The following is a 13,927-nucleotide window of genomic DNA, read 5'->3' on the forward strand; positions in this document are numbered from 1 at the left end:
CTTGGCATATTCACCATTTTACGTCACCCCAGAAGAATTAGCAGTTTATCAAGAGGCGCAAGAGCAGGAAATACTCGCAGGTGATAATGTAACAACTTGGCATAAGTATGATGTAGAGGAACCATTTCGCTATTACTTTAAACTTTTTGCGTTTCCATTTGTGATCGCCCCATTCCTATTAACTTTGTTTATACACACGAGTGACACGGTTGGCGTAACTATTTTTTCTTTTATTTTGTCGGTGATGGTGTCTGGAGCTTTTTACCTTACGATTGGCCTCGATTATCGATATGACTACATTTTTTCAGATAAAGGCTTTGTGATGAAAAAGCGTCGCAATATGCCTAAATGGGTAAATACCGCTACGCAAGCTGTTGGCTGGATAGGTGCAGTGGTGTGTGTGATTATGGTAGCACTGGTTGGTCCGATGGCATTAGCTGGAGCAGGTGCCTTCATTTTGCTTTCATTTGGTATGTTAAAACGCCAGCCTGATGAACGAACAGAAGTTAAAGTGGGCGAACGAGAAGATTGGCTTTTTGCGGACTACAACAAGAAAAGGAAAGTGATCCAGTTCTATTTTAAGCATGACATATGCAGATATCGAGATACTGCTCATAAGACTATCTTTCGCTCACAAGATCGATTCGATTGTTATGTTTTCTTTAAAACTGAAGCGGATTTAGAATCCATGGTCGCGCAACTGTCAAAGGTCTACAAACTGAATTGTACCGAGGTCGATGACCATAAAAAGTTGTTTGAAGCAAAGCCAGAATCAAGGCTCTTTAGTATTCCTGTTTGTAGTAAAGAATATCAAACCGATGAGGTATTTGATTTAAGGGCGTCAAATGCCCCGCTTCCTGAGCGTGAATACCTTTACAACGGTAAGTGGCAAACTGAATCAGAAATCGAACGCTTAAAAGCAACTGGTGAACAGCAAGCCACTCCCGCTTCATAGTTCAAAACAAGCATTAAAAAGGGCTCCAGAGGTAACTCTGGAGCCTTTTTTTTGTGAGAAGTAAACGTTTTAAGTTGGGTTAAACTCTCTCACTTACTTGATTAAGACAACTTGAACTTACTCAACTCACCGTGAAGATCACTGGCTTTTACTGTCAGTTCGTTACTGATCGCTACAGAAGATGACATGGTATCCATCACTTCCATCGCCGTATCATTAATCACAACCACATTACGGTTGATCTCTTCCGACACCGAACTTTGCTCTTCTGCCGCTGAAGCGATCTGATTATTCATATCATTAATCACTTCAATAGCTTGGTTTATTTCGGCCAACGCCAACTGCGCTGCTTGTGTTTCTTCTTTGGTATCCACCGCTTGCTTCTGGCTTTGCTCCATTAACACGACGATTGATTGCGTTTCTTGCTCCAAACGAGCCAACATTGCACGAATTTCTTCTGTCGAGCCTTGTGTCCGCGTTGCAAGGTTGCGGACTTCATCGGCTACCACAGCAAAACCACGACCCGCTTCACCAGCACGCGCAGCTTCAATCGCAGCGTTCAGAGCCAACAAGTTGGTTTGATCGGCAATGCCACCAATCTCACTCAGAATACCCTGAATCGCCGTGCTTGAAGCCACCAAATTCTGCGTCTGGTGCTGTGCATCATTCACTTGCGAAGCGAGGTTATCCACCGCGCTTGCAGCATTGTCCATACGCGACATGCCATTCGCACTATTGCTTTGAACTTGGCTTGCCGCCGCTGCTGCTTGTACCGCAGAATTTGCCACTTCTTGTGCGGTTGCGCTCATCTCATTAATCGCCGTTGCTAGCGAGTTGACTTCGTTCACTTGAACGTTCAGTTGATCTCTCGAAGCCGCCGCGCGAGCTTGGCCTTCACTTGCGTTTTTATCAACTTGGTCTGCCGTCGCCATTACGGTTAAAAGCATTTCCTGAATGCGAGCGAGGAAGGTATTAAACCAGTGCGCCAGTTGGGCAGTTTCGTCCTTACCTTTCACCTCAATGCGGTAAGTTAGGTCGCCCTCGCCTTGCGCTGCGTCTTTAAAACGCTCCACTAAGTTAGTTAACACTTTACCCAACGAGGTCGCGATCATCGTCATCGCAACAATACCAATCAGAGCCGCAATAATCCCTGCCCACACTCCCTTTTCAAGAGCTTCTGCACTTTGTTCTTCACTCCATCGCTCGTAGTCATCCACGTTCTTTTTAAGGAAGCTACTGGGAACCGACACCATAACAATCCAAGGCGCATCGCTGGTTTCAATTGCAGTAATCGCATACTCATCCCCGCCAAACGTCACAAGGCCTGCGCCTTTTTGTTTCGCAATGGATTGAATACGCGCCCATTGAGACGCCAACTCATGAGAGACTTTCTTACCCACTTGATCCGCTTGGCTGCTGTTCGCCAGCGTGATGCCTTTCCACGAAGAAATCAGAATACGGCCTTGTCCATCAAATAAGTCGCTCGCGTAATCTTCACTTTGGCTTTGTAACTCGTTCAATGACAAATCAAAACCGAGAGAACCAATGATCTCGCCACGTAACTTGATTGGTTGGCTAATGGTCGTGATCAGTTCTTGTTTGCCGCGAACCGGATACATGTACGGTTCCATCACGAACGTTTTGCCCGTTTCGTAAGGCATCAAGTGCCAATCGTCTTTACGCTCACCGTTGTTGTTTAATTCAGTATTGCTAAAGCTATCCATCGCCACGACATCAAAACTGTTGTGCGAATTTGGCGAAAAGAATGGCGCTAAGTAGCCTTCGCTATTAAAGCCAAGGCTTTTGTCTTGAATCGTTGGCTCAACCCACGATGGCTTTTCCCATACCATGTAACCAGCAAACACAGCTTTGTTCTGAGCTTCTAGTGACGCAATAAACTGTTTAACAATAATGTCTGGCGTCGCGGTCGTCTCTGCGCTTAATTCGATAATTGAACGCGCTTGCTTTAAGTTCGCCAACACTGGTTCTAACTGGTTGGAAATATTCAGCCCTTGCTGAATCGCCGTATTACTCAGGTCGGTCGTGGTGGCTTCGGTCAGTTGAGATTTTACTTTTGTAGTGATTTGTTCATTCACTTGAGTGAACGCATTGGTTGTCATACCCATTGCAATCAATAGAGTGAAGGCCATTGCCCCACCCGCACTGACAGCAATTCGAGTGCGTATACTGTTAAACATGATCGCCTCACAAATTGATTTTTATCTGGCATTAAGCATTGGAAGGATCATGGATTTTAAACAAGTAAAGTTAATGGAAGGCTTTCATTTATGAACAGAGCAAGAACAGAAAATGTAGTTTTATTAATAAAAATAAAATAATGCAGATTTTCGCTTATACATGAAGCCATTGATTTAATTGAATTATCTCAAAAAGGAGAATCTAAGCGTTTGTATTTAAAAGCAATAGCCATAATTAAAAAAGGGACTTAAGAGAAGTAAGAACTTTTTCTATGAGTGAGTCAGTAAAAATCAGTAATTACTAACAATGTGCTCAAGGTCACATAAATAATTTAGTATCTTCATGTTTTATATAGAGTTAACAGAATCAAATAATCTACCCCATTTATACATCAAGAGAAATTGATAGATATGAACAAAAGATCGTAGATTTACTTGGATAATAAGACGGTATTCAAGCTAGACATTGAAAACCGACACAAAGGTGAGAAAATCATCGTCGACAACTTTTTCACACCTATAGTGAATAATGTTCGTTAAGATCAACATTCGAATTTATCGAGATTGGATAAGAATAAATGAAGCGTGTACTTTTGGTAGAAGATAATCGTGAAATAGCGGGAATGTTGTTTGATTATTTTGAGTGTGCTGGCATGCAGCTGGATTATGCCGACAACGGTGAGCTAGGCTTAAAACTGGCGATGGATAATGCGTTTGACATCATTTTGCTCGACCTCATGCTGCCGCGCATGGATGGCCTAACACTGTGCAACAAGCTACGCGATGCAGGTAATAACACTCCGGTGTTGATGCTGACAGCACTTGATAGCCGAGACGACATGCTCAAAGGCTTCCAACACGGCGCCGACGACTACCTAACCAAACCGTTTGATCTCGATATTCTTGAAGCACGCATGACTGCATTGATTAAACGCTACCGCGGTACGGTTGCATCAACCAAACTCCAGTATGGCGAAGTGTCTATCGATCAAAAAACGCATCAAGCCTACCGTCAAGATAAGCTGTTGGCGTTGAATCCAACCACGTACACGATTCTAGAAATGCTGGTGAAAAACGCGCCAGAAGTGGTCACACGTGAGGAGATTGCTTTCCGATTGTGGCAAGAAGACGAGCCGAATAACGATGTGCTGCGTAGCCATATTTATCAACTGCGAGGGCAGCTCGACAAACCATTCAAAGAGCACGTTTTGAAAACCATTCCAAAAGTCGGCTTCCGATTGGAGCCCGGGGCATGATTCGCCGCTTATTTAACAACACACAAAGCTTAACCGGACGCCTTGAACTCTTCTTCCTTCTAGTGTCGGTTGTGATTGGCTTGCTATGCTTCGCATTGGTTAGCGGAGCGCTATTATGGTCGGAAGATCGCGTCGGTGAACGACGCATTATGATCGATAAAAAAGAGGCGATTGAGCACTTTCGAAACCATCCTGATAGCGGAATCATCAAACTCGATTTACTAACAACGGCATACAACAACATCAATCTCGTTCCTGAGCTCTATCAACCCTTTATTCAAAATAAAAAATATTTTCTCGCTGAAGTTGCTGACGAACCAGACACTCGCATGATTTACATGAGCACCTACACGCAAGATGGAGAGGAGCATCCTATTATTCTGATCTCTCTGATTGATGAGATAGAAATTACATCTAACGAGTTTATGTTTGTTCTCGTTATGGTGCTGGCGGTTGTCATCGGGTTACTTTTGATTTTTGGCAGCCTATTATTGAGACTTTCTCTGCGTCTCATTGAACCTGTTAGTGCCCTAAAAACACAGCTGGACCGCCATCAAGGTGACACTACACAAAAATTTGTTGTCCCTGAAGGCTCTGCAAATGAATTCCAAACGCTCGCAAATCAGCTTAATGAATATCGACATCAAATCAATCAAGTGATTAAACGTGAACAAGCTTTTGCACGATATGCCAGTCATGAACTGAGAACTCCGCTCACAGTGATGAAAGGTTCAAGCAGCTTGCTAGCAAGAAGCCCAAGTACGTCATTTCAAGAACGTCAGATTGGCCGTATTCAAGATGCCACTTTGCAGATGTCGACCATGGTTGATGCTTTGTTGGGTTTGGTTCGATATGAACGCAACACCGACGACAGCCCCGTTCGAACCATCTCAGAGCAAGAGCTCCATAACATCGTGGCTCTTAGCCAAGCGCAAGCCGATGAAAAATCGCTGGAATTTAATGTACAAATATTGGGGCATCCGCAAACCAAAGCGACTACTGCAGTGCTTAACATTACGTTGAGTAACTTAATTCGCAACGGCATTGCAGCCACGTCAGCGGGAACGATTCATATCACCATGACCGATACCACACTGTCGGTGAGAGATGAAGGCGAAGGCTTCTCTTCCGTGCCAGATGCCGAAGGTCATGGTTTGGGGCTCATGATTGTGGATGATTTATGCCGACGCTATGGCTGGCAATTCACTATTGATAAACATCCAAATGACGGCTGCGTGGCTACTATCGATCTTTGCAACCGAGGTAACTGATGGCGAGTCGCAAGACGAAGAAATGTAGAACACAAGATCTCGATACTTTTGATCTTCATTCAATAACGGGTACACTGTGCCACCTTTTTAAATGGCAAAGGTGACACGGTTTATTCCGTCAGCATCGACATGAAACTCTCAGAAAGTCCTATCACCCAACATAGCTTTAATGGGCGCAAATTTTTCCTTAAACGTGACGACATGCTCCACTCCCACTTTTCTGGGAACAAAGCACGTAAGTTTATGGCGTTAATGGAAGAGCAAAATCCCGACATCGCCACGTTAATAAGCTTTGGCTCCGCTCAATCTAATGCCATGTACTCGCTAGCGGCTCTCGCCCAGATTAAAGGTTGGGCATTTGAGTTTTATGTTCATCACATTCCATCTTGGCTAAAAAGCTCCCCCATCGGAAACTATCGCGGCGCTCTCGATTTGGGTATGAAAATCACCGCCATGCAAGACATCGGTAGCGAACTCCACCCTAGTGAATACATCCACCAGGTACGAAGATTAGATGAGTCGACATTGCTTATTCCAGAGGGCGGACGTTCCCACCTCGCTGAAGCTGGCATCAAACAGTTAGCACGAGAAATTCTTGATTGGACGCGATTGAGAGGTAAAGAGCAGTTTACGGTCGCCCTGCCATCAGGTACTGGCACGACGGCTTTATATCTTCATAAACATTTAAGCCCACACGGCATAGAAGTGCTAACTTGCCCTTGCGTAGGCGATGCAGATTACTTAACTGAACAGTTCAACCAGCTCGGTGAAAACAGCCACCCAACCATTTTAACCGTGCGCAACAAACACCATTTTGGTCGCTTGTACGAAGAAGATTACATCACATGGAAAGCACTCTTTGAGCAAACCGACCTCGAATTTGACCTGTTATACGACCCGTATATGTGGCAATGCCTCACCCCTTGGTTGGAAGACAATACAGATAAAACGGTGATTTACATTCACCAAGGCGGGTTACTTGGCAACGAGTCGATGTTGCCAAGATATCAACGAGAATTTGAATAGCGTGTTCAGATAAAGTTGTTGTTGATTCCAGTGATTACACTATTTGATGAGCGCCAGAATTTCTTTGAATTCAGGAGCTCGGCAATCTTCGACCATTTCATACAAACACATTTCTAGCCCAGTGAGCACCACACCGTTAGCGGTTAACTTCGCAAGAGCGAGCGCTTTATTGGCAGCGGTTCGGGAAGAGACACAATCCGTGACTAATTCAACGCGATAACCGGACTGGCGCAGAGAAACCGCGGTTTGATAGACGCAAATGTGGGATTCAATACCGCAAACCAACCAGGTATCAACTTTCGCGTTCTCCACCGCGACCTTAAACGTCGCCTCTTTGCAACCATCAAACGTGTACTTGGTAATAGGTAAATGCGTGCTTTCAAGCACTTCACGAATCGGCTCCGCGGTTGAGCCCAACCTTTCTGGATTCTGTTCTAGCCACAGAATAGGCAAATCTAGCGCTTTGGCACCCTTTACCAGTTTCGTGATATTTTCAATCAGTGCGTTGCTTTCATGCATTAATGTAGCGAGTTTGCCCTGAACATCCACCACAATCAGGCCCGTGTTTCCTTTCGATAACATTTCCATCTCCTATCTTGTGCGACCACAAACCATACTCAACAAGTTGAGCAACAGTTAATGTATCAGAACCCTTTCATGTTAGAGCAATAAAACCTAGAAAGATGACCTTCGCTCACACATTTGCCCTTATTTAAGTGTGGTTTGAACTGACTATTTAAATTTCTCTCGAATTAGTTCAATCAAGGCTTTGACTTTATTGGGCAGAAATAAGGCCGAGGGATAAATCAGAGTAAGATGCTGCTTCGGATGCGCGAATTGAGGCAGCACCTCGACCAACAAACCATCTCGCAATGCAGGCTTAGAATGAATTTGAGGAATAAACGCGATGCCGTTTCCTGCTATCGCCATCGAGCGCAGCAAGTTGAGGTCATCCGAACGCAACGCCACATGCAGATCTGAATCGAGCAAATCGGCATTGTAACGATTAGTTAAAAGGCGATGCTGCTTAAGATCTTCCACCGTTTTTACTGGCGGATGCGATTCTAGATAGGCTTTTGACGCAACAAAGTGACTACGATAAGGCAAAAGACTGAACTGCACATAGCTGTCATCGGTGACTTTGACCACGCTCGGAAGAAGCTGTAAATCAAACGATTGACGCTTGAGATCGACACTCTCTTGATGGTTTTCAATCTCGACCGAAATCTCCGGATACCTCGTTGTGTACTCGGTGATGATCGCGTTAAACGCGGCAGAGCTCATCAATGCAGAAGGAATGGCTAAACGCACCTTGCCCGTCAGCTCTTGTTGATATTCGTGCATGGCATTTAAACCTTGCTGAATATGGTCAATAGGCTGCCCCACCAACTCAAACAAGCGTTTCCCGTGCTCCGTCAACTCAATGCTGCGTGTTGTGCGGATCAAAAGCTGTACCCCGAGTGATTTCTCTAATTCTTGCAGGCGACGACTCACTTTTGAGCGTTGTAGTTGATTCGCCTCTGCCGCTGCACTTATACCGCCGTGAACCACCGTCTGAGTGAATAGATAAATATCATCAAAACTAACGTTCATTGTCCTATTTTTAGGTCATTTATGTTCGTATTATCATTCTACTGAATTGTGAGTGACTTCTCTATAATCCGCTATCCAATATGTTTAACGGAACTTGTAATGACGGCTGACCAAAAATTCAAACACTGGATGCGAACTTTGATTGTCCTGTTCATCGTACTATTTTTGTACATTATCATTGCTGACCGCCACGCCCCCTTAACGACCGAAGGACGAGTGCAAGGATACGTTGTCCAAGTCGCACCCGAGGTATCTGGTAAAGTGACCGACGTTCTCATCGAGAATAACCAGTCCGTTCAAAAAGGCGATGTGTTGTTTACGATTGATGATCGTAAATACAAGATAGCGCTTGAACAGGCGGAGCTGTCTCTACAATCCGCTTATGAAAAAGAAGCAACGCTGTATTCTCAACGCGAAGCCGCTCTTGCCAATATTGCCCGCGCCCAAGCGACATTTGATAATGCGCACCGCGAGTACACCCGCTTACTGACACTATCGAAGCAGAAAGTCATCTCTCAATCGACACTCGATAATGCCTTTGCCCAAAATCAGGTATCACGTGCAGCGCTTAAAGCGGAAAGACAAAACTTAAAAGTCATTGAGGCGCAATTAGGCGATCAAAAAGGTCAAAGCACCGCCGTTCGAATTGCCAAAAACGGCATCGAAAAGGCGCAACTTGATTTGGCAAATACCGCAGTACTCGCTCCCAGTGATGGTGTCGTGACCAACCTGCAACTAGAAGTTGGCACGATGGCAAACACCAACATGCCATTGCTGACATTTGTACCAACAGGATCACTCTGGGTAGCCGCTGATTTTCGTGAAAAGTCCGTCGCGAACGTAGACAAGACTTTCCAGGCCTTGGTCACATTTGATGCCAACCCAGGTTCGGTGTACGACTTTGATTTAGCTAGCCGCGATTACGGTGTAGCAGCCGCACAACAAACGCCTAATGGCGCACTAACCAAAGTGGAAGTGAACAACCGCTGGGTACGTGATGCGCAGCGTACACGAGTGAACCTAACCAGCAGCGAAGAGTTACCACCAGCACTGTTTGTCGGCTCTCGCGCTACCATTGTTTTGTACCCAGACAACAGCATTTTCTGGCAGTTGATGGCGCAAGCACAGATTCACCTCGCAAGCTGGTTCCACTTCATTTACTAGGCGGCGACAATGAAAACCTTACGAATTTGGTTCGGCTGCTCTTTAGGGCTCGCGCTAAGCATGATCTTCGGTTGGTCTTACGGATTTTTTGCCATCATGATGCCGCTGTTTATATTGGGCAGAATGGATAACTTTAATCTTTCGGCTTTATTGATCGTGTTTTTCTCTGCGGTGTGGACAACCATACAAGCCACATTTTTGCTGGAATACTTGCAGTTTCATCCAACATTAATGACCGTTGCCGTCGGAATCATGATGCTGTTCAAGTGCATTGCAATGATGAACCAGAAAACCTATTTGTTTGGTTACATGGGGCTGTTGGTGGGTTCAATTGTGTTGAATTTTGCCAGCTATAACTTCATGGATATTGAAGAGTTCAACGTCAACATGTGGGTGATGGCGTTCAGCAATATTTTTGTTTGCGCATTCGCGTATTGGTTGTTCCCGGAGCCAAAATCCCCCGCCGAGCACATTGAGATGTCGACCCCAGTAAAAAGCGATATTGACTACATCAGCCAAGTTGCCATGGGCTGGGTAGTGGCGATGGCTGCGTTTATCGTATTCCAAGTAGCGGACTTATATGACTCGCTATCCGCACAAGCTTCCATTTTGATCATCCTAACCCCAATGACTTTAGCGGGCTCGCTCGCCATGGCAAAAATTCGCATCATCGGCACCGCACTAGGCTGCATCGCAGGGATGGTTGTTCAGCTCATATTGGGCAGTTGGTATGGGCATGGGCTACTCTTTTGGCTCGCCTTTACCATTGCTATGGGGCCATTCTGCTTGTGGCTCACAAAGGAGCAAATTAAAGCGGCTATCGCGTTTTCTGCCATGTCTGCCCTATCGGTTCCGCTGACGACCTCATTGGTGCCAGAACAAAAAGACGCGTTCTTTTCAATCTTGTACCGTTTCAGCTCGATTTTCGTTGCGGTTCTGCTCACCGCGATGGTGATGTGGGTGGTACATCACTGGATTCGTGTGATGTTGCTAAAGCATCCTGAGGTGAAGAACGTGGAGTTGAATTAAGCCTGGCCGAAGCTGGAAACGGAAAACAAACTATGCCGCTCACTTTACTGCGAGCGGCATTTTTATTTTAAACGGTCATCCTAAACATCGAGGAACGAGCGTGATTCAGGATCTACCCACTGAGTGCTTTGAAGTGCGAAAGCCTCGCCATTTCCCAGCGAGCTGCAATCAGATTCCTAGTCTCGTTTAGACTCGCTGGAATGACCCAACTTTGGATACAAACCAAATAGTTGTGTACATGAGTAACGTATACCTCAACAACCGTCATCCTGAACAGCGAGGAACGAGCGTGATTCAGGATCTACCCACCGAGTGCTTTGAAGTGCGAAAGCCTCGCCATTTCCCAGCGAGCTGCAATCAGATTCCTAGTCTCGTTTAAACTCGCTGGAATGACCCTAACTTTAGTTTATGGTGTCGAGCCCAAGTCTTAATATCAACCCACCAACTCTTTACGAATGATCTCCGCGCCCGCATTTAGCGCATTAAGCTTAGCGGTCGATACTTCGCGAGACAAAGGCGCCATACCACAGTTGGTACATGGGTAAAGCTTGTCGGCATCAACGTATTTCAATGCCTCTCGCAGTGTATTCGCCACTTCTTCTGGCGTTTCAATTTCGTTGGTTGCAACGTCAATCGCACCAACCATCACTTTCTTACCGCGAATCAACTCAAGTAACTCAATAGGCACTCGTGAGTTATGACATTCGAGCGAGATAATATCGATATTCGACTGCTGTAATTTAGGGAATACTTCTTCGTATTGTCGCCATTCAGTGCCTAGCGTTTGCTTCCAATCCGTGTTCGCTTTGATGCCGTAGCCATAGCAGATATGCACCGCCGTTTCACATTTCAGCCCTTCAATCGCACGCTCTAAACATGCAATGCCCCACTCGTTCACATCATCGAAGAACACATTGAACGCAGGCTCATCAAACTGAATGATGTCGACACCTGCCGCTTCAAGCTCTTTCGCTTCTTGATTGAGGATCTTTGCAAATTCCCAAGCCAGCTTTTCACGGCTACCGTAATGATCATCATAAAGCGTGTCGATCATCGTCATAGGGCCTGGCAGCGCCCACTTGATCGGTTGCTTAGTTTGCTGACGCAAGAACTTTGCATCTTCAACAAACACGGGCTTTGTGCGGCTTACTGGGCCAACCACCGTCGGAACACTTGCTTCATAACGGTTGCGAATGGTCACCGTTTTACGGTTTTCAAAATCTACGCCGCTTAAATGCTCAATAAAGGTCGTCACAAAATGTTGGCGAGTTTGCTCGCCATCACTGACGATATCAACGCCTGCCAGTTCTTGTTCTTGCAAAGCGACACGTAGCGCATCGCGTTTGCCATCAATCAGTTCTTCACCTTGCAGTTTCCACGGTGACCAAAGTTTTTCTGGTTCGGCCAGCCAAGAAGGTTTCGGTAAGCTGCCAGCCGTTGAAGTCGGCAATAGTGTTTTCATCGTCATTCCTTTCTAGATTCTCGTTGTCGATTACGCGTAGTTTGCAGACCATTGTTCAAGCACAGATTGATAAGGTTTGATGAAATGCTCCTCGGCAAATTTCCCTTGTTCAATCGCCAGTTGGCTGCGCTCTTCTCGGTCGTAAACGATTTGAGTTAGCGAGTGGTCTAGGTTTTTTAGGTTTGGCTGGTAGCAATTACCGGCAACCGCGTTGGCATTGTAAATCTCAGGTCGGTAAATCTTCTGGAATGTCTCCATCGTGCTGATCGTACTGATAAGCTCTAGGTTTGAGTAGTCGTTCAGCAAGTCACCGAAGAAATAGAATGCCAATGGTGCGACACTGTTTGGTGGCATAAAGTAGCGCACCTGTAAGCCCATCTTTTTGAAGTACTGCTCCGTCAACGAAGATTCGTTCGGCTGATATTCAAAGCCCAAAACAGGATGTTGATTTTCGGTGCGTCGGTATACTTTGTTGTCCGATACGCTCAAACAAATCACAGGCAGCTTTTTGAAATGCTGTTTGTAAGACTCAGAATTAACGAAAGCTTTGAACAGTTTGCCATGCAAATCACCAAAGTTCGCTGGGATGCTGAACTGTGGCTGGTTTTTGTTGTGGTTCAACAGCAAAACGCTAAAGTCGTAATCACGCACGTATGAAGAGAAGTTGTTACCCACAATGCCTTCGATGCGCTCGTTAGTGTTGTGGTCAACAATGTTAGTTTTGAGCACTTCAATCGTTGGGAAGGCTTCTCCACTACCTTGGATATCCATATCAACGGAGATGATTTCAAGCTCAACGGAGTAGCGGTCACCTTGCGCGTTATCCCAATATGCCAAGGCATTAAAACGATTGTCGATCATTCGGAGTGCATTGCGCAGATTCTCTCGGCGGTAGTTTCCGCGAGCCAGATTAGCAAAGTTGGTAGTGATTCGCGTGTTGTCTGATGGTTGGTAATTCTCATCAAAGCGAATGCTTTTGATAGCAAATGTGAAATCGTTATTCATCGTGAGTTGGTATCCTATTTCCTTAGATAAAGCAGACTTTTCCTAACTCTGTGCATGGGGACATTTTTGTTTTTTGGTTTTCCCAATCGTTAGGTTCAACAGCACTTACGACGAACAGTTCGTTCTAAAAATGACGGTCGCAGTGCCTAACACCAGAGCAGTCCTTTTTTTATACTTGCTTCACGAGTTGAGTAATATTGGTATTGCTTCACATTGAACATGAAAGAAATTCATAGTGGGAGTTCCAACCCAGAGGGAATTATCGTAGATACTGTTTTTCATTGACACCAATACACGTAACTTGGCGAGCATATTGCCAATATGTGTAATTAAGAAACTGATAAGGGATTAACAGTACGTAAACCAGTTTTAAGCCTAAAAAACGCATTATATAAACGAGACGCTACCTGGAATATAGGACAGCGTAGCTTAAATAGCACTTTTCACACTCCATAATTTATTCAAGCATTCGTTTAATTAAAAGCACCTTACATTTTATATCCTCGGAAAGATGATTATTTATTTCTTTCCTATATTTACCATCTCAAACGTAAAGTTTCATTTTTCTGTTGTAAAAGCACATATAACTTCATACACGAATATGACAACTTCATTGACGAGCTTTGTCACCCAACTATTACATGAAGCTCGAAACAACCAATAATAAAATAAACATAACCCACTGTTTTAATTTAAATTAAATTCAGGAAGCTGTAATGACCACATAACGACACTTTACTTAGTTTGGCATAACAAAAACCTCAACAATAACATGGTTAACACTTGTAAATTTCACTTCTGTCAATAAGGAAATTTAAACATAATATTAGAAAATAAAAATTAAGTAACAACTTAAAAAGGCAAGACTTAATAACCGAATTCTTATTTATTATAGTTGAGTAGTGAATTTAAAAACTATGAGACATTAATCCCACGAATCTATACTTTTCCTTTTTTTATTAAAAAAC

General features: G+C 44.6%; 11 protein-coding genes. 6 read left to right on the forward strand and 5 right to left on the reverse strand.

Annotated elements, in window-relative coordinates; all coding sequences use genetic code 11:
- Nucleotide 1 precedes the first annotated feature (1 nt).
- A complete protein-coding gene (locus L3V30_RS00540) occupies nt 2–955 on the forward strand; it encodes a hypothetical protein (RefSeq protein ID WP_048625730.1) in 954 nt (317 codons plus the stop codon).
- 101 nt (nt 956–1,056) lie between these two features.
- Here L3V30_RS00540 and L3V30_RS00545 read toward each other — a convergent pair whose 3' ends face one another.
- Nucleotides 1,057–3,153, reverse strand: a complete 2,097-nt coding sequence (locus L3V30_RS00545) for a methyl-accepting chemotaxis protein (protein WP_053315935.1) — start codon at nt 3,151–3,153, stop codon at nt 1,057–1,059.
- A 578-nt stretch (nt 3,154–3,731) separates the two neighbouring features.
- Between L3V30_RS00545 and L3V30_RS00550 the strand changes: the two genes are divergently transcribed.
- The 3 genes from L3V30_RS00550 (at nt 3,732) to L3V30_RS00560 (ending at nt 6,706) form a co-directional block, all read left to right on the forward strand.
- Nucleotides 3,732–4,409, forward strand: a complete 678-nt coding sequence (locus tag L3V30_RS00550; RefSeq protein WP_048625732.1) for a response regulator transcription factor — start codon at nt 3,732–3,734, stop codon at nt 4,407–4,409.
- A complete protein-coding gene (locus L3V30_RS00555) occupies nt 4,406–5,680 on the forward strand; it encodes a HAMP domain-containing sensor histidine kinase (protein WP_237308071.1) in 1,275 nt (424 codons plus the stop codon). The genes L3V30_RS00550 and L3V30_RS00555 overlap by 4 nt, the downstream gene beginning before the upstream one ends.
- Before the next feature lie 129 nt (nt 5,681–5,809).
- Complete coding sequence (locus L3V30_RS00560; protein WP_237308073.1) at nt 5,810–6,706, forward strand: 1-aminocyclopropane-1-carboxylate deaminase/D-cysteine desulfhydrase; 897 nt, start codon at nt 5,810–5,812, stop codon at nt 6,704–6,706.
- Nucleotides 6,707–6,745: 39 nt separating this feature from the next.
- Here L3V30_RS00560 and L3V30_RS00565 read toward each other — a convergent pair whose 3' ends face one another.
- Together L3V30_RS00565 and L3V30_RS00570 are read right to left on the reverse strand one after the other, a co-directional pair.
- On the reverse strand, nt 6,746–7,288 hold the full coding sequence (locus L3V30_RS00565; protein WP_167394169.1) for an isochorismatase family protein: 543 nt from the start codon (nt 7,286–7,288) through the stop codon (nt 6,746–6,748).
- 150 nt (nt 7,289–7,438) lie between these two features.
- Nucleotides 7,439–8,299: a LysR family transcriptional regulator gene (locus L3V30_RS00570; RefSeq protein ID WP_005376746.1), complete on the reverse strand. Its 861-nt coding sequence runs from the start codon at nt 8,297–8,299 to the stop codon at nt 7,439–7,441.
- 99 nt (nt 8,300–8,398) lie between these two features.
- On the opposite strand from L3V30_RS00570, the gene L3V30_RS00575 reads away from it, so the two are divergent.
- Together L3V30_RS00575 and L3V30_RS00580 are read left to right on the forward strand one after the other, a co-directional pair.
- The gene (locus tag L3V30_RS00575) at nt 8,399–9,463 is read left to right on the forward strand and encodes an HlyD family secretion protein (RefSeq protein ID WP_237308074.1); all 1,065 of its coding nucleotides are present in this window, start codon (nt 8,399–8,401) and stop codon (nt 9,461–9,463) included.
- 9 nt (nt 9,464–9,472) lie between these two features.
- A complete protein-coding gene (locus tag L3V30_RS00580) occupies nt 9,473–10,492 on the forward strand; it encodes a DUF2955 domain-containing protein (RefSeq protein ID WP_237308076.1) in 1,020 nt (339 codons plus the stop codon).
- Nucleotides 10,493–10,925: 433 nt separating this feature from the next.
- Here L3V30_RS00580 and L3V30_RS00585 read toward each other — a convergent pair whose 3' ends face one another.
- Both L3V30_RS00585 and L3V30_RS00590 read right to left on the reverse strand, forming a co-directional pair.
- Nucleotides 10,926–11,954 (reverse strand): methionine synthase, encoded by a 1,029-nt coding sequence (locus tag L3V30_RS00585; protein WP_074191558.1) that lies wholly within the window; start codon nt 11,952–11,954, stop codon nt 10,926–10,928.
- Between the two features lie 30 nt (nt 11,955–11,984).
- On the reverse strand, nt 11,985–12,959 hold the full coding sequence (locus L3V30_RS00590) for a DUF1852 domain-containing protein (protein ID WP_237308078.1): 975 nt from the start codon (nt 12,957–12,959) through the stop codon (nt 11,985–11,987).
- Nucleotides 12,960–13,927 lie beyond the last annotated feature (968 nt).

Origin of the sequence: Vibrio sp. A1-1 (genome assembly GCF_021728175.1) — a bacterium.
Lineage (GTDB): Bacteria > Pseudomonadota > Gammaproteobacteria > Enterobacterales > Vibrionaceae > Vibrio > Vibrio diabolicus.

Excerpts from the sequence above, each read along its gene's own strand:
- L3V30_RS00545 (WP_053315935.1), bottom strand. The coding sequence starts at position 3,153 with ATGTTTAACAGTATACGCACTCGAATTGCTGTCAGTGCGGGTGGGGCA.
- L3V30_RS00550 (WP_048625732.1), top strand. The coding sequence starts at position 3,732 with ATGAAGCGTGTACTTTTGGTAGAAGATAATCGTGAAATAGCGGGAATG.
- L3V30_RS00555 (WP_237308071.1), top strand. The coding sequence starts at position 4,406 with ATGATTCGCCGCTTATTTAACAACACACAAAGCTTAACCGGACGCCTT.
- L3V30_RS00560 (WP_237308073.1), top strand. The coding sequence starts at position 5,810 with ATGAAACTCTCAGAAAGTCCTATCACCCAACATAGCTTTAATGGGCGC.
- L3V30_RS00565 (WP_167394169.1), bottom strand. The coding sequence starts at position 7,288 with ATGTTATCGAAAGGAAACACGGGCCTGATTGTGGTGGATGTTCAGGGC.
- L3V30_RS00570 (WP_005376746.1), bottom strand. The coding sequence starts at position 8,299 with ATGAACGTTAGTTTTGATGATATTTATCTATTCACTCAGACGGTGGTT.
- L3V30_RS00575 (WP_237308074.1), top strand. The coding sequence starts at position 8,399 with ATGACGGCTGACCAAAAATTCAAACACTGGATGCGAACTTTGATTGTC.
- L3V30_RS00580 (WP_237308076.1), top strand. The coding sequence starts at position 9,473 with ATGAAAACCTTACGAATTTGGTTCGGCTGCTCTTTAGGGCTCGCGCTA.
- L3V30_RS00585 (WP_074191558.1), bottom strand. The coding sequence starts at position 11,954 with ATGAAAACACTATTGCCGACTTCAACGGCTGGCAGCTTACCGAAACCT.
- L3V30_RS00590 (WP_237308078.1), bottom strand. The coding sequence starts at position 12,959 with ATGAATAACGATTTCACATTTGCTATCAAAAGCATTCGCTTTGATGAG.